Source organism: Candidatus Pseudomonas auctus (genome assembly GCF_048654275.1).
In the GTDB taxonomy this organism is placed as follows: Bacteria; Pseudomonadota; Gammaproteobacteria; order Pseudomonadales; family Pseudomonadaceae; genus Aquipseudomonas; species Aquipseudomonas pharyngis.
Window position 1 is genome coordinate 19,764 of sequence record NZ_JBJYZK010000003.1, and the last position, 18,783, is coordinate 38,546.

Annotated in this window: 18 protein-coding genes and 1 tRNA gene; 12 read left to right on the forward strand and 7 right to left on the reverse strand. The window is 61.0% G+C overall.

What is annotated here, in order from left to right; translation table 11 throughout:
• The first annotated feature begins 267 nt into the window (after window positions 1-267).
• The 3 genes from ACKUG4_RS06490 (at window position 268) to ACKUG4_RS06500 (ending at window position 4,558) form a co-directional block, all read left to right on the forward strand.
• Window positions 268-344: transfer RNA gene (locus ACKUG4_RS06490), tRNA-Met, on the forward strand.
• 279 nt (window positions 345-623) lie between these two features.
• Window positions 624-3,263 carry a bifunctional lysylphosphatidylglycerol flippase/synthetase MprF gene (mprF, locus tag ACKUG4_RS06495; RefSeq protein ID WP_064593893.1) on the forward strand — a complete coding sequence of 880 codons (2,640 nt, stop codon included), beginning with the start codon at window positions 624-626 and terminating at the stop codon, window positions 3,261-3,263.
• Complete coding sequence (locus ACKUG4_RS06500; RefSeq protein ID WP_108559887.1) at window positions 3,263-4,558, forward strand: virulence factor family protein; 1,296 nt, start codon at window positions 3,263-3,265, stop codon at window positions 4,556-4,558. The genes mprF and ACKUG4_RS06500 overlap by 1 nt, the downstream gene beginning before the upstream one ends.
• 260 nt (window positions 4,559-4,818) lie before the next feature.
• Here ACKUG4_RS06500 and ACKUG4_RS06505 read toward each other — a convergent pair whose 3' ends face one another.
• Complete coding sequence (locus ACKUG4_RS06505) at window positions 4,819-6,660, reverse strand: potassium transporter Kup (RefSeq protein WP_371857891.1); 1,842 nt, start codon at window positions 6,658-6,660, stop codon at window positions 4,819-4,821.
• Between the two features lie 347 nt (window positions 6,661-7,007).
• Here ACKUG4_RS06505 and rimO point away from each other — a divergent pair, with 347 nt between their 5' ends.
• The 6 genes from rimO (at window position 7,008) to tsaA (ending at window position 11,976) form a co-directional block, all read left to right on the forward strand.
• Window positions 7,008-8,345 (forward strand): 30S ribosomal protein S12 methylthiotransferase RimO, encoded by a 1,338-nt coding sequence (gene rimO / locus ACKUG4_RS06510; protein ID WP_085612340.1) that lies wholly within the window; start codon window positions 7,008-7,010, stop codon window positions 8,343-8,345.
• Between the two features lie 111 nt (window positions 8,346-8,456).
• Entirely contained in the window at window positions 8,457-8,930 is a 474-nt protein-coding gene (locus ACKUG4_RS06515; protein WP_039771312.1) for a GNAT family N-acetyltransferase, read from the forward strand.
• An 82-nt stretch (window positions 8,931-9,012) separates the two neighbouring features.
• Window positions 9,013-9,723: an rRNA pseudouridine synthase gene (locus ACKUG4_RS06520; protein WP_011332751.1), complete on the forward strand. Its 711-nt coding sequence runs from the start codon at window positions 9,013-9,015 to the stop codon at window positions 9,721-9,723.
• A 74-nt stretch (window positions 9,724-9,797) separates the two neighbouring features.
• Window positions 9,798-10,265, forward strand: coding sequence for a YehS family protein (locus tag ACKUG4_RS06525; protein WP_064379066.1), 468 nt, complete (start codon window positions 9,798-9,800; stop codon window positions 10,263-10,265).
• A gap of 128 nt (window positions 10,266-10,393) precedes the next feature.
• Window positions 10,394-11,164: an SDR family oxidoreductase gene (locus tag ACKUG4_RS06530; RefSeq protein ID WP_210711098.1), complete on the forward strand. Its 771-nt coding sequence runs from the start codon at window positions 10,394-10,396 to the stop codon at window positions 11,162-11,164.
• 113 nt (window positions 11,165-11,277) lie between these two features.
• Entirely contained in the window at window positions 11,278-11,976 is a 699-nt protein-coding gene (tsaA, locus tag ACKUG4_RS06535) for a tRNA (N6-threonylcarbamoyladenosine(37)-N6)-methyltransferase TrmO (protein WP_445433682.1), read from the forward strand.
• Window positions 11,977-12,045: 69 nt separating this feature from the next.
• Here tsaA and fpr read toward each other — a convergent pair whose 3' ends face one another.
• Window positions 12,046-12,825: a ferredoxin-NADP reductase gene (gene fpr, locus ACKUG4_RS06540; protein ID WP_007908723.1), complete on the reverse strand. Its 780-nt coding sequence runs from the start codon at window positions 12,823-12,825 to the stop codon at window positions 12,046-12,048.
• A gap of 144 nt (window positions 12,826-12,969) precedes the next feature.
• On the opposite strand from fpr, the gene ACKUG4_RS06545 reads away from it, so the two are divergent.
• A complete protein-coding gene (locus ACKUG4_RS06545; protein WP_011332748.1) occupies window positions 12,970-13,896 on the forward strand; it encodes a LysR family transcriptional regulator in 927 nt (308 codons plus the stop codon).
• On the opposite strand, the gene ACKUG4_RS06550 is transcribed toward ACKUG4_RS06545, so the two are convergent.
• The 3 genes from ACKUG4_RS06550 to ACKUG4_RS06560 form a co-directional block, all read right to left on the reverse strand.
• Window positions 13,893-14,255, reverse strand: coding sequence for a diacylglycerol kinase (locus ACKUG4_RS06550; protein ID WP_003222276.1), 363 nt, complete (start codon window positions 14,253-14,255; stop codon window positions 13,893-13,895). The two genes, ACKUG4_RS06545 and ACKUG4_RS06550, sit on opposite strands and share 4 nt — an antisense overlap.
• 75 nt (window positions 14,256-14,330) lie before the next feature.
• Entirely contained in the window at window positions 14,331-14,981 is a 651-nt protein-coding gene (erdR, locus tag ACKUG4_RS06555; protein ID WP_007954938.1) for a response regulator transcription factor ErdR, read from the reverse strand.
• A gap of 224 nt (window positions 14,982-15,205) precedes the next feature.
• Window positions 15,206-15,949 (reverse strand): tRNA-uridine aminocarboxypropyltransferase, encoded by a 744-nt coding sequence (locus ACKUG4_RS06560; protein ID WP_039771302.1) that lies wholly within the window; start codon window positions 15,947-15,949, stop codon window positions 15,206-15,208.
• A 189-nt stretch (window positions 15,950-16,138) separates the two neighbouring features.
• Here ACKUG4_RS06560 and ACKUG4_RS06565 point away from each other — a divergent pair, with 189 nt between their 5' ends.
• On the forward strand, window positions 16,139-16,564 hold the full coding sequence (locus ACKUG4_RS06565; protein ID WP_011332746.1) for a PA3611 family quorum-sensing-regulated virulence factor: 426 nt from the start codon (window positions 16,139-16,141) through the stop codon (window positions 16,562-16,564).
• Here ACKUG4_RS06565 and ACKUG4_RS06570 read toward each other — a convergent pair whose 3' ends face one another.
• A complete protein-coding gene (locus ACKUG4_RS06570) occupies window positions 16,565-16,759 on the reverse strand; it encodes a hypothetical protein (protein ID WP_011332745.1) in 195 nt (64 codons plus the stop codon).
• 351 nt (window positions 16,760-17,110) lie between these two features.
• On the opposite strand from ACKUG4_RS06570, the gene ACKUG4_RS06575 reads away from it, so the two are divergent.
• On the forward strand, window positions 17,111-18,229 hold the full coding sequence (locus ACKUG4_RS06575) for an LOG family protein (RefSeq protein ID WP_445433683.1): 1,119 nt from the start codon (window positions 17,111-17,113) through the stop codon (window positions 18,227-18,229).
• A gap of 79 nt (window positions 18,230-18,308) precedes the next feature.
• Here ACKUG4_RS06575 and recX read toward each other — a convergent pair whose 3' ends face one another.
• Window positions 18,309-18,779, reverse strand: coding sequence for a recombination regulator RecX (recX, locus tag ACKUG4_RS06580; RefSeq protein ID WP_039771298.1), 471 nt, complete (start codon window positions 18,777-18,779; stop codon window positions 18,309-18,311).
• Between the last annotated feature and the right edge of the window lie 4 nt (window positions 18,780-18,783).

Here is an 18,783-nt window from a genome sequence, read left to right on the forward strand (position 1 = left end):
GTCTGGTAGCTCGTCGGGCTCATAACCCGAAGGTCGTCGGTTCAAATCCGGCTCCCGCAACCAAACATCAAAAAAGGCCAATCGAAAGATTGGCCTTTTTTGTGCGCGTCGGTTTTTCGGATCCAGTCGCGCCAAGCGGAAATCGTTCCGATTCCGAAACTTAGCGCTCCCCCTGCGACCGTTTGCCGCGATTGCACACTTATTTGACCCATCACGGGATTATCGGTTGACACCTCGCCGTTCGCCTGTAGAATGCCGCCACACAGACGCGGGATGGAGCAGTCTGGTAGCTCGTCGGGCTCATAACCCGAAGGTCGTCGGTTCAAATCCGGCTCCCGCAACCAAACATCAAAAAAGGCTACTCGAAAGAGTGGCCTTTTTTGTATCTGTGGAAAAAGTCCTTTCGCAACAATGATCTGTCACTGTGCAGTGAACCGTTCAGGATCTTCAGACCCGCCGAGTTGCGACTATGCTTGAGTCGCGGACAAGGCATCTGCAATCCAGGAGCTGCCCTCGCCGATACCCGGTGAGAGGCGTAGTATTTTGTGATTATTTTTTTCTACAGGGATTGGTTACTTGGCTGGATACCTCCATCCTGTCGCGCACAATCCAAGAGGTGATTGATGCGCGCCAACTCGTCTGATTCACAAGACACCGTCACAGCGACCCCACCGATCAAGCCTGAGCGTCTGCGCCTGCTGGATCGGATCAGCAAATACCGGCAACCGATCGGTCTGGCGGTTACTTTGCTGCTGTTCGCCATCGCGCTGATTGCCTGTCGCCATCTGCTCAGCGAACTCGATCTCGACGCCCTGCACGACTCGATTCTGGAAGTGCCGAAACCGGCCCTGCTCGGTGCCCTCGGTGCGACATTCGTCGGCTTCATCATTCTGCTCGGCTATGAATGGTCGGCCAGTCGTTACGCCCGCGTGACGCTGGCACCGAAAGTTCTGGCCCTTGGCGGCTTCACCGCGTTTGCCATCGGCAACGCCATCGGCCTGTCGATGCTGTCCGGCGGTTCGGTGCGTTACCGTTTATATGCACGGCATGGCCTGGGCGCGTCCGAAGTCGCGCACATGACGCTGTTCGCCAGCCTGTCGCTGGGCTGCGCCCTGCCGCCGCTGGCTGCTCTTGCGACCCTGAGCAACCTGCCTGCTGCATCGCAGGCACTGGGGTTGTCCGAGACCTTGTTGGGGACGATTGCCGGCGTGGTGCTGCTGCTCGGCGCGATCCTGGCCATCGGCATCTATCGCCGTCGCCTGCCGGAACAACCTTATCCGGACAACCTGCTGGTTCGGGCCGGTCGCCGTACCCTGCGCCTGCCAGGTCGTCGCCTGACGTTCCTGCAACTGGTCATCACCGCCCTCGACGTGGCTGCCGCTGCGACCGTCCTTTATCTGCTGCTGCCGGAAGCGCCGCCCTTCGGTGCGTTCCTGCTGGTTTATCTGCTGGCGCTGGCGGCGGGCGTACTCAGTCACGTGCCGGGTGGTGTGGGTGTCTTCGAAGCGATTCTGCTCGCGGCGTTCGCCGACAAGCTTGGCGCCGCGCCACTGGCCGCTGCCCTGCTCCTGTATCGCCTGATCTATGTGGTGCTGCCGTTGCTGGTGGCCTGCGTGCTGTTGCTGCTCAACGAAGGCCAGCGTCTGTTTCAGTCGCAGACGATGCGTGCAGCCTCCGGTCTGGCGGCACCGATTCTCGCGGTGCTGGTGTTCCTGTCCGGCGTGGTGCTGCTGTTTTCCGGCGCGACGCCAGAGATCGACACCCGTCTGGAACACATCGGCTTTCTGATTCCTCACCGCCTGGTCGACGCCTCGCACTTTGGCGCCAGCCTGATCGGCGTGCTGTGCCTGATGCTCGCCCAGGGCCTGCGTCGCCGGTTGTCGGCGGCATGGATGCTGACCACCATTCTGTTGCTGGTGGGCGCCCTGCTCTCGCTGCTCAAGGGTTTCGACTGGGAAGAAGCGACCCTGATGACCCTCACCGCCGCGCTGTTGGGGGTGTTCCGTCGCTCGTTCTACCGCCCGAGCCGCCTGACCGAACTGCCGTTCTCGCCGCTGTATCTGGTGGCCAGCCTGTGCGTACTCGGTGCTTCGACCTGGCTGTTGCTGTTCGCTTATCAGGACGTTCCGTACAGCCATCAACTGTGGTGGCAGTTCACCCTCGATGCCGACGCCCCGCGCGGCCTGCGCTCGCTGCTCGGCGCCGCCGTATTGCTACTGGTGATCGCCCTGACCTGGCTGCTGCGCACCGCTCGCCCGGTGATCCATCTGCCGACACCCGATGAGCTGGAACGCGCCTCGAAGATTCTGATGGCCTCCTCGCAACCGGACGGCGGCCTCGCCCTGACCGGTGACAAGGCGCTGCTGTTTCATCCCAACGACGAAGCCTTCCTGATGTACGCCCGCCGCGGCCGCAGTCTGGTGGCCCTGTACGACCCGATCGGCCCTGGCCAGCAACGGGCCGAGATGATCTGGCAGTTCCGCGACCTGTGCGACATCCATCACGCCCGTCCGGTGTTCTATCAGGTGCGCGCCGAAAACCTGCCGTACTACATGGACATCGGCCTGACCGCGATCAAGCTGGGCGAGGAAGCCCGGGTCGATCTGCATCGCTTTGACCTGGAAGCCAAGGGCAAGGAGATGAAGGACCTGCGCTACACCTGGAACCGTGGCACCCGTGACGGCCTGTCGCTGGAGATCCATGAGCCGGGCCAGGCGCCGATGGATGAGCTCAAGGTGATTTCCGATGCCTGGCTGACCGGCAAGAACGTGCGCGAGAAAGGCTTCTCCCTCGGCCGTTTCAGCGACGATTACCTGAAGCATTTCCGCATCGCGGTGATTCGCTTCGAAGGGCGCCCGGTGGCATTCGCCAACCTGCTCGAGACCTACAGCCATGACCTGGCCAGTCTCGACCTGATGCGCGCGCACCCGGACGCCCCCAAGCTGACCATGGAATTCATGATGGTCGGTCTGATTCAACACTATAAGAGTCACGGATACGCGCGCTTCAGCCTGGGCATGGTGCCGCTGTCGGGGTTGCAACCCCGGCGCGGGGCACCGCTGACCCAGCGTCTGGGCTCGATGGTTTTCCGCCGTGGTGAGCAGCTGTACAACTTCCAAGGCTTGCGCCGCTTCAAAGACAAGTTCCAGCCTGACTGGGAACCCCGTTATATGGCCGTGCCCGCCGGACTGGATCCGCTGGTGGCGCTGGCCGACACTGCTGCCCTGATCGCGGGCGGCTTGACTGGATTGGTGAAACGCTGATGATTCAACGCTCCCTGAAGTACATCCTGGTCGCACTGCTGGTGCTGGCCGCGATTGCCGGTGGCGGTTTCTGGTACCTCAAACGCCCGGCACCGGAACCGACCCTCGAACAGCTCAACCCGGCCGATGGCGCCGCCATGACCCGGGTTATCCCTGGCACCAAGCCCAAGGCGCAGGTGCTGGTGGCGGTCAACGACGACCAGAAACTCAGCGACAAGCAACTGAGCACCCTGAGCCGCAGCGCCTCGGCGCAGATCGTCCAGGTGATCCTGCCCAAGGACTGCCTGCTGCAAAGCCGCGCCCTGCAAGCCGGCCTGCGTGAACTGAACGGCCCGGCGACCCTGGTCAGCGGCATCGGCCCCGGCGCCGTCCTGGCGTGGCGCTGGCTGTCCGAACAGAAAGACGACAAGGCCCAGGCGGTATCGGTCGACCTGGCCCTGGAAAAACCCGGCTGCACTCACCTGCTGCCAAAAGCCGCCGCCCACGGCCACTGGCTGGTGGCGTGGAACGACAACCCGGACGACACCAGCGCCGGTTTCGTGCGCGACCAACCGAACGCCGAAACCAGCATCAGCGACTACGACATCAACCTGCCGCAAGTGCTGAACAACGAACTGCGCAAGATCCTCGTCGGCGGCGACAAGGCCAACGGCGGCCTGCAGATCCCGGTGGTGGAAGTCCCGGCCGGCCAGGCCAAGGACACTGTCACCCTGTTCCTGTCCGGTGACGGCGGCTGGCGCGATCTGGACCGCGACGTGGCCGGTGAAATGGCCAAGATCGGTTACCCGGTAGTCGGCATCGACACTCTTCGCTACTACTGGCAGCACAAGAGCCCGGAACAGAGCGCGCTGGACCTGACCGAACTGATGCAGCACTACCGCCAGAAATGGGGCACCAAACGCTTCATCCTGACCGGCTACTCGTTCGGCGCCGACGTCCTCCCGGCGATCTACAACCGCCTGCCGGAAACCGAGCAGCAACGTGTCGACGCAATCATCCTGCTGGCCTTCGCCCGCACCGGCAGCTTCGAAATCGAAGTCGAAGGCTGGCTCGGCAACGCCGGCAAAGAAGCCGCCACCGGCCCGGAAATGGCCAAGTTGCCACCGGCCAAGGTCGTGTGCATCTACGGTGAAGAAGAAACTGACGAAAGCGGCTGCACCGACAAAACGGCGGTGGGCGAAGCAGTGAAACTGCCTGGTGGCCACCACTTCGACGAGAACTACCCGGCGCTGGCCAAGCGACTGGTGGACTTGATCGAGAAGCGCCAGAACACGGCGCAGGTAGCGGAAGAGTGATCTGAAGCGCACCAACGAAAGCCCCCGCAACTTCACAGTTGCGGGGGCTTTTTCGTTTTGGCAAACGCCCGAGATCCTTGTGGAAGCCGGGCTTGCCCGCGATGGCGATGGGTCAGGCAGCTGATTTGTAAACTGATACACCGCATTCGCGGGCAAGCCCGCTCCCACAGGGATCTCCACTGGATTCTGATAAGTCCACAAACACAAAAAAGCCCCCGCCAGCCGCAAAGCTGACGGGGGCTATTCAATCGAGACGCAACCTACATCTCCACCTGCGTCCCCAACTCAATCACCCGGTTCAGCGGCAGATTGAAGAAGCGCAGGTTGCCGTTGGCATTCTTCAACATGAACGCAAACAGCGCCTCTCGCCAACGGGCCATGCCTTCGAGTTTCGAGGCGATCACCGTTTCGCGGCTGAGGAAGTAGGTGGTACGCATCGGGCTGAAGTCCAGATCATCCAGATGGCACAGCTTCAGCGCCTGCGGCACGTCAGGCTCGTCGGTGAAGCCGAAGTGCAGGATCACCCGGAAGAAGCCTTCGCCGTGGGCTTCGACTTCGAAGCGCCGGGATGGCGGGACGCGCGGGATGTCTTCGTAAACGACAGTCAGCAGCACCACTTGCTCATGCAGCACCTGGTTGTGCAGCAGGTTGTGCAACAACGCGTGCGGCACCGCGTCGGAGCGGGCGGTGAGGAACACGGCGGTGCCCTGCACGCGATGCGGTGGTTGCACGCGGATGCTGCTGATGAAGATCGGCAGCGGCAGCGCGCCTTCGTCGAGGCGCTCGACCAGCAGTTGCTTGCCGCGTTTCCAGGTGGTCATCAGCACGAACAGCGCGATACCGGCGATCACCGGGAAGGCACCGCCCTGGACGATCTTCGGCACGTTGGCGGCAAAGTACAGACCGTCCACCAGCAGGAAGCCGAGCAGCACCGGCACCGCCAGAATCGGTGGCCATTTCCACAGCAGCAACATGACTGCCGACACCAGAATCGTGGTCATCAGCATGGTGCCAGTGACAGCCACGCCGTAGGCCGAGGCCAGGGCGCCGGAGGATTCGAAGCCGATCACCAGCAACACCACGCCGACCATCAGCGACCAGTTCACGGCACCGATGTAGATCTGGCCCTGCTCGTCGCTGGAGGTGTGCTGGATGTACATGCGCGGGATGTAACCGAGCTGGATCGCCTGACGGGTCAGGGAGAACGCGCCGGAAATCACCGCCTGGGAAGCGATCACCGTGGCCAGGGTCGACAGACCGACCAGCGGAATCAGCGCCCAGCTCGGGGCCAGCAGGTAGAACGGGTTGCGCGCGGCGTCCGGGTTCTCCAGCAACAAGGCGCCCTGACCGAAGTAGTTGAGCACCAGCGCCGGCAGCACCAGCAGGAACCACGCACGGGCAATCGGCTTGCGACCGAAGTGGCCCATGTCGGCGTACAGCGCTTCGGCACCGGTCAGCGCCAGCACCACGGCGCCGAGGATCGCCACGCCCATGCCCGGATGGACGGTGAAGAACCGCACCGCCCACACAGGGTTCATCGCGTGCAGCACTTCCGGGGTGTGGCTGATGCCGTACACGCCGAGGGCGCCGAGCACCAGGAACCAGGTGACCATGATCGGCCCGAACAGAATACCGATCCGCGCCGTGCCGTGCTTCTGGATCAGAAACAGCGCCACCAGCACCACCAGCGACAGCGGCACGACCCAGTGGTCGATGCCGTCGAAGGCCAGGCCCAGACCTTCAATGGCCGAGAGCACGGAAATCGCCGGGGTGATCATGCTGTCGCCATAGAACAGCGCCGCGCCGATCAGCCCGCAGACCACCAGCAACGTACGCAATCGCTTGCGCCCCGCCGCTGCCCGCCGCGCCAGCGCGGTGAGCGCCATGATCCCGCCTTCGCCCTGGTTGTCGGCGCGCAGGACGAACATCATGTACTTGATTGAAACGACCCAGATCAGCGACCAGAAAATCAGCGACAGAATGCCGAGCACTCCGTCGTGATTGACGGGCACACCGTAAGCGCCGGAAAACACTTCTTTGAGGGTGTACAACGGGCTCGTGCCGATGTCGCCGTAAACTACCCCGACCGCCGCGACCAGCATGCTCAGCGGCTTGGTGGCCGAACCTTCGGCGCCCGCCGCGTGACTACTTGCCTGACCCATCCAACACTCCTGATTCCCAGACCGGCTTCTTATATGAAGCACTATGCTTTGTGTGCAGCATGCGCGTTTTTACGCCCTGTAACAGACGTTTTCTTGACTGTAAAAATTCAGTAAAGCGCAACGGCGCGAAGCATAGCGCAGCACTCGTCGTATTTCCCTGCATAAAGCTGGTCAAGTGCGCTGCTCGTCGCTAGAATTGCGCACTTTTTGATCAGAGGCGCGCCTTAAGCGCCCGTCCGTCGGTTCCTGAATCAGGTAATCGATGTCACAAAACACCGAGGTTAGACATGTCCACCACTCCTGCGCCGGCCAATCCAAAGGTTGGCTTCGTTTCTCTGGGTTGCCCGAAAGCACTGGTCGACTCCGAGCGCATCCTGACCCAGCTGCGCATGGAAGGCTATGACGTGGTGTCCACCTATCAGGACGCCGACGTGGTCGTGGTCAACACCTGCGGCTTCATCGACTCGGCCAAGGCCGAATCGCTGGAAGTCATCGGCGAAGCGATCAAGGAAAACGGCAAGGTCATCGTGACCGGCTGCATGGGCGTGGAAGAAGGCAACATCCGTGACGTGCACCCGAGCGTGCTGGCCGTCACCGGTCCGCAGCAGTACGAGCAAGTGGTCAACGCCGTGCACGAAGTCGTGCCGCCGAAGCAGGATCACAACCCGCTGATCGACCTGGTGCCGCCGCAAGGCATCAAGCTGACCCCACGTCACTACGCGTACCTGAAGATTTCCGAAGGCTGCAACCACAGCTGCAGCTTCTGCATCATCCCGTCGATGCGCGGCAAACTGGTCAGCCGTCCAGTGGGCGATGTGCTCGACGAAGCCCAGCGTCTGGTCAAATCCGGCGTGAAAGAACTGCTGGTGATTTCCCAAGACACCAGCGCCTACGGCGTTGACGTCAAGTACCGCACCGGCTTCTGGAACGGCGCACCGGTGAAAACCCGCATGACCGAACTGTGCGAAGCACTGAGCACCCTCGGCGTCTGGGTCCGTCTGCACTACGTTTACCCGTACCCGCACGTCGACGAACTGATCCCGCTGATGGCCGCCGGCAAGATCCTGCCGTACCTGGACATCCCGTTCCAGCACGCCAGCCCGAAAGTCCTGAAGTCGATGAAACGCCCGGCGTTCGAAGACAAGACCCTGGCGCGGATCAAGAACTGGCGCGAAATCTGCCCGGACCTGATCATCCGTTCGACCTTCATCGTCGGCTTCCCGGGCGAAACCGAAGAAGACTTCCAATACCTGCTGAACTGGCTGACCGAAGCCCAGCTCGACCGCGTCGGCTGCTTCCAGTACTCGCCGGTCGAAGGCGCGCCGGCCAATGACCTGAACCTCGACATCGTTCCGGACGACGTCAAGCAGGATCGCTGGGAGCGCTTCATGGCGCACCAGCAGGCCATCAGCTCGGCGCGCCTGCAAATGCGCATCGGCCGTGAAATCGAAGTGCTGGTGGATGAAGTCGACGAGCAAGGCGCGGTCGGCCGCTGCTTCTTCGACGCCCCGGAAATCGACGGCAACGTGTTCATCGACAACGGCAGCAACCTCAAGCCGGGCGACAAGGTCTGGTGCAAGGTGACCGACGCCGACGAATACGACCTCTGGGCCGAACAGATCTAAGCGCGAAAAATACAGAAAGCCCCGCTCTCTTTTACGAGATGCGGGGCTTTTTTACGGCTAGAGTTTGTGAGGGGAAGGACTCCCTCATCCATGACAAAGAGGCTATCGGGCATGCGTCAGCATTCGGTCATCCACACGCCGAAACTCAGCGATTACCAGGAACTGACCCGGGTCTGGGAGGCCTCGGTCCGTGCGACTCATGATTTCCTGCCGGAATCCTACATCGAGTTGCTGAAGAGTCTGGTGCTGACCCGGTACCTCGATGCGGTGATGTTGATCTGCACCCGGGACAGCCACCAGCGCATCACCGGGTTTGCCGGTGTCGCGGCGGGCAAGATCGAAATGCTGTTCATCGACCCGGCTCATCGCGGCCAGGGCCTTGGCAAGAAACTGCTGAAGTACGCTATGGAACACCTGAACGCCGACGAACTGGACGTCAACGAGCAGAATCCGCAGGCCCTGGGGTTTTACTTCAAGCAAGGGTTCGAGGTGATTGGCCGCTCGGAAGTCGATGGCATGGGCCAGCCGTATCCACTGCTGCATATGCGTCTGAAACAACCGGAGCAGCGCGCGGTACGCGGCTAAAAGCCACACGGCGCAAATGCAATCGGGCTTAACCGGCCCCAGGCAGGTACAATGCCCCCCCTTTTTTGTTACGGCCCCTGTCATGACTGACCCGATTCGCCTCTCCAAACGCCTCATCGAGCTGGTCGGTTGCTCCCGCCGGGAGGCCGAGCTGTTCATCGAGGGCGGCTGGGTCACCGTGGACGGCGAAGTCATCGACGAGCCGCAGTTCAAGGTCGGCGACCAGAAAGTCGAGCTCGACAAGGACGCCAAGGCCACCGCGCCAGAGCCGGTGACTATCCTGCTCAACGTGCCGGCCGGCATGGATGTCGACAGCGCCATGCAGTCGCTGAACGCCGAAACCCTCAGCGAAGAACACCGCTACGGCAAGCGTCCGCTGCGCGGGCATTTCCTGCGCCTGACCGCCAGCGCCGACCTGCAACCCAAGGCGAGCGGCCTGCTGGTGTTCACCCAGGACTGGAAGGTGCTGCGCAAGCTCACCGCCGACGCGGCCAAGATCGAGCAGGAATACGTGGTCGAAGTCGAAGGCGACATGGTTGCCCACGGTCTCAATCGCCTGCAGCACGGCCTCACCCACAAGGGCAAGGAGCTGCCGCCGGTCAAGGCCAGCTGGCAGAACGAAAACCGTCTGCGCTTCGCCATGAAGAACCCGCAGCCGGGGATCATCGCTCAGTTCTGCGAAGCGGTCGGCCTGAAGGTGATCGGCATCCGCCGCATCCGCATCGGCGGCGTGTCCATCGGCAAGGTGCCGGTCGGCCAGTGGCGCTACCTGTCCGGCAAAGAGAAATTCTAAGGCTCGCAAGCCACCCTACATTTCCGGCATCGCGTCCGCGTGATGCCCACAGCGAAAAGATCAGGATTGCACACATGGTTCATAACGACGTTCTGCGCAGCGTGCGCTACATGCTCGACATCAGCGACAAGAAAGTGGTCGAGATCATCAAACTCGGCGGCCTGGACGTCACGCTGGCTGATGTCGTGACGTACCTCGACAAGAAAGAAGAAGACGAAGAAGGCTTCGTGCGCTGCCCGGACGAAGTCATCGCGCACTTCCTCGACGGTCTGGTGATCTTCAAGCGCGGCAAGGACGAAAGCCGTCCGCCGTTGCCGATCGAAGTGCCGGTGACCAATAACATCATCCTGAAAAAGCTGCGCGTGGCCTTCGAACTGAAGGAAGACGACATGCACGCGATCCTCAAGGCCGCCGACTTCCCGGTGTCCAAGCCTGAGCTGAGCGCTTTGTTCCGCAAAGTAGGCCACACCAACTACCGCCCGTGTGGCGATCAGTTGCTGCGCAATTTCCTCAAGGGGCTGACCCTGCGCGTTCGCGGCTGACCCATTCGATCACGGCGACTTCGGTCGCCGTTTTCATGCATGCCCCTCCATTCCCTCGAAAAATAGTGGCTCCGCTTTTCGCGGCCGACGACTAGGGTGTACTGAACCCCTAGCCCTCAGGATTCGCCATGCACCCGTATTTCTCCCTGCAAGGCCGCACCGCCCTGGTGACCGGCGGCACCCGTGGTATCGGCAAAATGATCGCCAAGGCCTTTGTCGAAGCCGGCGCCCGCGTATACGTCTGCTCCCGTGACGCTGAAGCCTGTCATCAAACCGCTGAAGAACTCAGTGCTCTGGGCACTTGTCAGGGCATGGCGGCGAATCTGGCGACCGAAGAAGGCGTGAAAGAGCTGGTTGCGCGAATGGGCGAGCAGATCACTCATCTGGACATTCTGGTGAACAACGCCGGCACCACCTGGGGCGCGCCGCTGGAGAGCTACCCGGTCAAGGGCTGGGAGAAGGTCATGCAGCTCAACGTGACCTCGGTGTTCAGTTGCATCCAGCAATTTCTGCCATTGCTGCGCAAATCCGGATCGGCGGCCAATCCGGCGCGGATTATCAATATTGGTTCGGTGGCGGGGATTTCTTCCTTTGGCGAACAGGCCTATGCCTATGGGCCGAGCAAGGCTGCCCTGCATCAACTGTCACGAATTCTCGCCCGGGAACTGGTGAGCCAGCACATCAACGTCAACGTCATCGCACCGGGGCGCTTCCCGAGCAAGATGACCCAGCACATCGGCAACGACCAGCAGGCGCTTGCCGAAGACACCGCGCTGATCCCGATGAAACGTTGGGGTCGCGAAGAGGAAATGGCGGCGCTGGCGATCAGCCTGGCGAGTACTGCCGGGGCCTACATGACCGGGAATATCATTCCACTGGATGGAGGGTTCAGCCTCTGACATCGGCGGTGAAGCTATCGCTGGCAAGCCAGCGATGGCGCCAGATCTGTTAGCACCAGACTTGAAGCCTGCCGGGTTATCATGTCCGCCCTGCTCCGCTTCGAATGCACACCATGACTTACAGCGTCTCCCCCATCGGCTTCGTCCGCTCCTGCTTCAAGGAGAAGTTCGCCATCCCGCGCCAGCCGCAACTGGCCCCCGCTGCCCGTGGCGTGCTGGAACTGGTGGCGCCGTTCGATCAGGGTGACGCGGTGCAAGGGCTGGAGCAGGTCAGTCATGTCTGGCTGCTATTCCTGTTCCATCAGGCGCTGGAAGAAAAACCACGCCTCAAGGTCCGCCCTCCTCGCCTGGGTGGCAACAAGTCCATGGGCGTGTTCGCCACCCGCGCCACGCACCGGCCGAACGGCATCGGCCAGTCAGTGGTGAAGCTGGACAAGGTCGAGGCCAATCGCCTGTTTATCTCCGGCATCGACCTGCTGGACGGCACGCCGATTCTCGACGTCAAACCCTACGTGCCGTACGCCGACATCATTGCTGACGCCTCCAACAGCATCGCCAGTGCCGCGCCGCACCTGATCGACGTGCAGTGGACGGACGCGGCGCTGCAACAGGCGCACACGCACGCTCAGCGCCTGGCCGAGCCGCTGGTCGAGCTGATCGAGCAATGCCTGGCCCAGGATCCGCGCCCGGCCTATCAGACGCCCGCGCCCGAACGCGAATACGGCGCGCAGTTCTGGGATCTGGATGTGCGCTGGCACTACCCTGTGCCTGAGCAGATCCGCGTCCTGGAAGTGATTCCCGCCGCTGACTGAATCGCGAAAACGAAAAAGCACGCGCTGCCTTCTCAGGCAACGCGGGCTTTTCTGTCGGCATCGTCGGGATTACTTCTCGACGAATGCGCGCTCGATCAGGTAGTCACCCGGCTCGCGCATCCGCGCCGAGATCTTCAGGCCGAAGCTGTCGAGCACTTCGCTGGTCTCGTCGAGCATGCTCGGGCTGCCGCAGATCATCGCGCGGTCGTCCTGCGGGTTGATCGGTGGCAGGCCGATGTCGCTGAACAGCTTGCCGCTGCGCATCAGGTCAGTCAGACGGCCCTGATTTTCGAACGGCTCGCGGGTCACGGTCGGGTAGTAGATCAGCTTGTCACGCAGCGCTTCGCCGAAGAACTCGTTCTGCGGCAGGTGCTCGGTGATGAATTCGCGGTAGGCGACTTCGTTGACGTAACGAACACCGTGAACCAGGATCACTTTCTCGAAGCGCTCGTAGGTTTCCGGGTCCTGGATCACGCTCATGAACGGCGCCAGACCGGTGCCAGTGCTCAGCAGATACAAATGCTTGCCCGGGTTCAGGTCGTCCAGCACCAGGGTGCCGGTCGGTTTTTTCGAGATGATGATCTCATCGCCTTCCTTCAGGTGCTGCAGCTGGGAGGTCAGCGGACCGTCCTGCACCTTGATGCTGAAGAACTCGAGATGCTCTTCCCAGTTCGGGCTGGCGATCGAATAAGCGCGCATAAGCGGGCGGCCGTTTGGCTGTTGCAGGCCGATCATCACGAACTGACCGTTCTCGAAGCGCAGGCCCGGATCGCGGGTGCACTTGAAGCTGAACAGAGTGTCGTTCCAGTGATGAACACTGAGGACACGCTCGTGGTTCATGTTGCTCATGTACGTGGGACTCCTGGAGATTGATCTGCGCCTGCCCGGCTCGTGTTGAAGAATGCCGACGGTGCGCAATTGCATCGCATTCTAATAGCGCCGACAATATCTGTTAACTGGATTATTAAGATAAGGGTTATCGGTTATATCGATATGCGATTTACTCTTCGTCAACTGCAAGTCTTCGTCGCTGTCGCCCAGCAGGAAAGCGTGTCCCGTGCTGCGGGTCTGCTCAACCTGTCGCAATCGGCCGCCAGCACGTCCATCACCGAACTGGAGCGCCAGTCCAGCTGCCAGCTGTTCGATCGCGCCGGTAAACGCCTGAGCCTCAACGCCCTCGGCAAACAGTTGCTGCCGCAAGCGGTGGCCCTGCTCGATCAGGCCAAGGAAATCGAAGACCTGCTTAACGGCAAATCCGGTTTCGGCTCGCTGTCGGTGGGCGCGACCCTGACCATCGGCAATTACCTGGCGACGCTGCTGATCGGCGGTTTCATGCAGCGCCACCCGGAAAGCCAGGTGAAGCTGCATGTGCAGAACACTGCCAATATCGTGCAACAAGTGGCTCATTACGAAATTGATCTGGGCCTAATCGAGGGCGATTGCAGCCACCCGGACATCGAAGTACAGAGCTGGGTCGAGGATGAATTGGTGGTGTTCTGCGCCCCACAACATCCGTTGGCCAAACGCGGCAGCGCGACCATGGAGGAACTGACCCATGAAGCGTGGATTTTGCGGGAACAGGGTTCGGGGACGCGCCTGACCTTCGATCAGGCGATGCGGCATCACCGCAGCGCGCTGAACATCCGGCTGGAGCTGGAACACACCGAAGCGATCAAGCGCGCCGTGGAATCAGGTCTGGGGATTGGCTGTATTTCGCGTCTGGCGCTGCGTGACGCCTTCCGTCGCGGCAGCCTGGTACCGGTGGAGACGCCGGATCTGGATCTGGCGCGGCAGTTCTATTTCATCTGGCACAAGCAGAAGTACCAGACCTCTGCCATGCGCGAATTCCTCGATCTGTGCCGCGCCTTCACCGCCGGGGTGCAACGCAGCGACGAGATCGTTCTGCCGAGCATCGCTTAAAGCAGAATCACCGCCCACACCAGCGCGATCATGCTCAGTGCCACGAATTGTGCGGCACTGCCCATGTCCTTGGCGTTCTTGGACAGCGGGTGCAACTCCAGCGAGATGCGGTCGATAGCCGCCTCCACCGCCGAATTCAACAGCTCGACGATCAGCGCCAGCAGGCACACCGCGATCAGCAGCGCCTGCTCGACCCGGCTGACATTGAGGAAAAACGTCAGCGGAATCAGCACCACGTTAAGCAGTACCAATTGGCGGAAAGCGGCTTCGCCGGTGAAGGCGGCGCGCAAGCCGTCCAGCGAATAACCGGATGCATTGAGGATGCGTTTCAGGCCCGTCTGGCCCTTGAAAGGTGACATAAAGTAGATAACCGACCGAAAGGAAGTGGGGAAGCTAGATCAACGAAAGTCAAAAAAGCGTGAAGACGCCAGTGCTTACTGGCTCGGAATTGACTCAAGTTGTTGCAGCAGTAAAGCTGCCTGGGTCCGGGTCCGCACGTTCAACTTGCGGAAAATCGCCGTGACGTGGGCCTTGATGGTCGCTTCCGACACACTCAGCTCATAGGCGATCTGCTTGTTCAGCAAGCCTTCGCAGACCATGGTCAACACCCGGAACTGCTGCGGTGTCAGGCTCGCAAGGCCATCGCTGGCGGCCTTGGCTTCATCCGAAACGCTGACCGCCTCGAATGCCTGGGGCGGCCAGAACACGTCGCCGTCCAGCACTTTGCGCACCGCTTCCTGAATCACGCTCAGGTCGCTGGACTTGGGAATGAAACCACTGGCGCCGAATTCCCGGGACTTGACCATCACCGAGGCTTCTTCCTGGGCCGAAACCATCACCACCGGAATCTGCGGGTATTGGCCGCGCAGCATCACCAGCCCGGAAAACCCGAAAGCACCCGGCATGTTCAGGTCCAGCAGCACCAGATCCCAGTCAGCCTTTTCGGTCAGGCGGGTTTCCAGCTCCGCGATGCTCGCCACTTCTACCATGCGTACATCCGGGCCAAGGCCCATCGTCACCGCTTGATGCAGTGCGCTACGAAAAAGAGGGTGATCATCGGCAATCAGGATGTCGTATGTGGCCATTTTTCAAATGATCCTGTTTTTGATGGCAGGCCCGCGCATTCGGGTCGTGCCAAAGCAAATCCAGATACCGCCCGGCAGCGGCATCCACAGGGGCACGTTCAACGCCAATCACGAACAAAAGCGGCGTTTCAAACCTTGGCCGCACCCCAATCGGCGCCAAGCATGACCAGCGAAGCCGGGGTGGTCAAGCCGCACGGCCACTGCTTTAGCAGTATGGGCCAGGATCAGGCCGGTACTGGCGCCGCGTTTCGGATATAGGGCAGCAATTCGGCGTGGGCCGGCGTCGACACATTGACGTCCAGTTGCTGCTTGGCCCCCAGGTAATGCTGGCTGAACACATCGAAATAGGCATCCAGCGCCGACGCCGCGTCCGAATCGCCGGCCAGTTCCAGGCACAATGCCGCCACTTCGGCGGTGCACAGGTGCTCGCTGCGGGTCGAACGGCGCAGGCGATAGCGCGACAGTTTGTCGGGCAACAGGCTGAGGATCGGCAAACGGTCGAAATACGGGCTCTTGCGGAAAATCTTCCGGGCTTCGGTCCAGGTCGCGTCCAGCAGAATGAACAGCGGGCGCTTGCTGCTATCGAGATCCACGGTGTTGGTCACCCGCGAAGGTTCGACGTACTCGCCGGGAAACACCAGATACGGCTGCCATTGCGGGTCGTTCAGCAGCGCCAGCAGTTGCTCGTCGGGCTCGGTCCGCGACCAGATAAAGGCATGGTTGTCGCGCACGATGTCGGCGATCAGCCAGCCGGTATTGCTGGGTTTGAACACTTCCTTGCCGGTCATGATCAGGCAAACGCCCGAGCGCGCATCGACCGTGGGCCGCCAGGCACACAGGCAATGGCTGATGATCACCCGGCAATCGCGGCAGCGCGGGGAGCGAAAGCCACGGGCCTGGATCGGCTTGATGCCTTCATCCTCGCGCTGATCGCGCAGGCGGGCCACGGCGTTGGGGGCATGATTCATCGCAGGCGGCACCGGCAGACAGGAAAACTCGACACGAACGACACTCGGCAGGGCAATAAAGGGCGGCAGTTTACCAGAGCGACGGGGACAAGCCTGTACCCTCCCGACCGGCTCCCCTATAATTCGCCGCCACTGAACGCACAGTCACGTGGCTGGTCGAACCACCAGTCACTGAACCAGGAGAGTTTCATGCTGCGCCTTATCGTTCCCACCGCTGCCATTCTGCTGGCTTCGTCCTTCAGCGCTCAGGCTGCATCCCTGAGTGAGCAGAATCTGAACCGAGAGCTGCGCAATGTCGCCGCACAAAGCAGCGTCGGCACGCCACGGGCGATCAACGAAGACATTCTTGATCAGGGCTACACCGTCGAAGGCACCACGCTGGTCAATCACCTGAGCGTGCAAAAGAGCCACGCCGACAAAATGCGCGCCGATCCCAAAGCCGTGTATTTCCAGCTGGGCGCTTCGGTCTGCAACAACCCGTCGTACCGCAAGCTGATGGCCAAGGGCGCGATCATGCGTTACGACTTCACCGAAGTGAAAACCAACAAGGCGATCGGCTCCGCCAGCTACCAGGAATCGGATTGCCCGAAAGCGGCTCCAGCGAAGAAGAAGTAATCATCTCGACGTGGCGCGCCGCTGTTCATCCTCGGCGCGCAGTTCGGCCAGCAAGGCCTGCAAGTAACGCGAGCGGCGCTCCCCTCCCGCCAGGCGTCGGCAGCACTCCTCTTCGAGACTCACATGGTTGGTCTCGGCCGATGCTTTTAACAATCGATACAGCTGCGCATCGATCTCCAGAATGACTCTGGTCATGTGTCCCGCCTCCTTGCCACCCGCAAATCCTTGAATAGCGTGCACCTTGCGTACGCTCGTTGACGCAAAGTTGTCGTACGGCGCCTTTAACTTAGTAAATCAGAGCATTCAGCCCTCGACGCTGCATCGGACGAGCGGTGAAAACACCTCGCAAAGCGGCAATAAGCAGTTGCCAGCAAAGACTTTGCGGCGCGATGCTCAATGAGCGAAAAATGCATTGAGGGTCTAGATTCAACGTATTCCCGATCTTTATTAACGGCAGGAAAGGAGCTGCCGGCTGTTTGTTTTCTTGCAGCGCGGCACTGACGTCGCACGTCAGGGCCGGAAGCTCTGTGCAGAAGGAGAAGTTGCATGCCTTACCAACCGAATGACCTGCTCAGCCGTCATTTTCAGGAAAGCGGCCCCGACCTCATCAACAAGGTCGAAGAACAACTCAACCTGGTGTCACCCAACAGCCCGAATTCCCCCATCTACCGCGACATGATCCTGACCGTGCTGCGCATGGCCCAGGAAGATCACAACCGCTGGAATGCCAAGATCACCCTGCAAGCCCTGCGCGAACTGGAGCAGGCCTTTCGCACGCTCGAACAGTTCAAGGGACGACGCAAGGTCACGGTGTTCGGCTCGGCTCGTACACCGGTCGAACATCCCCTTTACGCCATGGCTCGGGAACTCGGGGCATCGCTGGCTCGCTCGAACATGATGGTCATCACCGGTGCCGGCGGCGGAATCATGGCCGCCGCCCATGAAGGTGCCGGCCGCGATCACAGCCTGGGCTTCAACATCACCCTGCCCTTCGAGCAACACGCCAACCCCACCGTGGACGGTACCAATAACCTGCTGCCGTTCCATTTCTTCTTCACCCGCAAGCTGTTCTTCGTCAAGGAAGCCGATGCGCTGGTCTTGTGCCCAGGGGGGTTCGGCACCCTGGACGAAGCTTTGGAAGTGCTCACGCTGATCCAGACCGGCAAAAGCCCCCTGGTGCCGGTGGTGCTGCTGGACGCACCGGGCGGCACGTTCTGGCAAGGCGCGCTGGACTTCATCCGTCAGCAACTAGAGGAAAACCGCTACATCCTGCCGACCGACTTGAAGCTGATGCGCCTGGTCTACAACGTTGAAGAGGCGGTGGAGCAGATCAACCAGTTCTACGGCAACTTCCATTCCAGCCGCTGGCTCAAGCGCCAGTTTGTCATTCGCATGAATCACAAACTTAGCGATCAGGCCCTCGACCATATGCAGGAGGCTTTTGCCGATCTGTGCCTGAGTGATCAGTTCCATCAACACGCCTACGCCGGCGAAGAGCACGACGAAGCTCAATTCAGCCACCTGACGCGCCTGGCATTCGCGTTCAATGCCCGAAACCACGGGCGGCTGCGGGAACTGGTGGACTACATCAACCAGCCGGAAAACTGGGCCCAGTCAAAACCCCAGACCGCGCAACGCACCCGCGAACCGTCGAAGGTAACGTGAAGGCAAAAAAAACGGCCCGCTATCGAAATAGCGGGCCGTTTTTACTTTTTAGATGAAGCTGAGCTGAAGCTGGAGCGATTTAATCGTCCATCCCTCTTCCGCTGAACAAACGGTTGATCATCTCCATCGAGAATCCCCGGTACGCCAGGAATCGACCTTGTCTGGCGCGTTCCTTGGCATCGCCGGGAAGCTGTCCGGAGAACTTCCGTTGCCACGTGTCCGTTAGCTGCTCCTGCCAGTTGATACCACTCTCACGCAAGGCGAGTTCGATATCGGCGCGTTGCAAACCGCGTTGGCTCAGTTCTTCGCGAATCCGCAGAGGGCCGTAACCGGAGCGGGCGCGATAGGAAACAAAGCTTTCAAGATAACGGGCTTCGGAAAGCAGCCCTTCTTCCGTCAAACGGTCGAGGGCTGTTTCGATCATCTCGGGGGGAGCGCCACGCTGACGCAGTTTGCGCGTCAGCTCGACTCGACCATGCTCGCGGCGTGCGAGCAGGTCCATGGCGGTTCGCCGCACCGCGACGAGGGTATCGAGTACGGCAGTTGTCATCGGT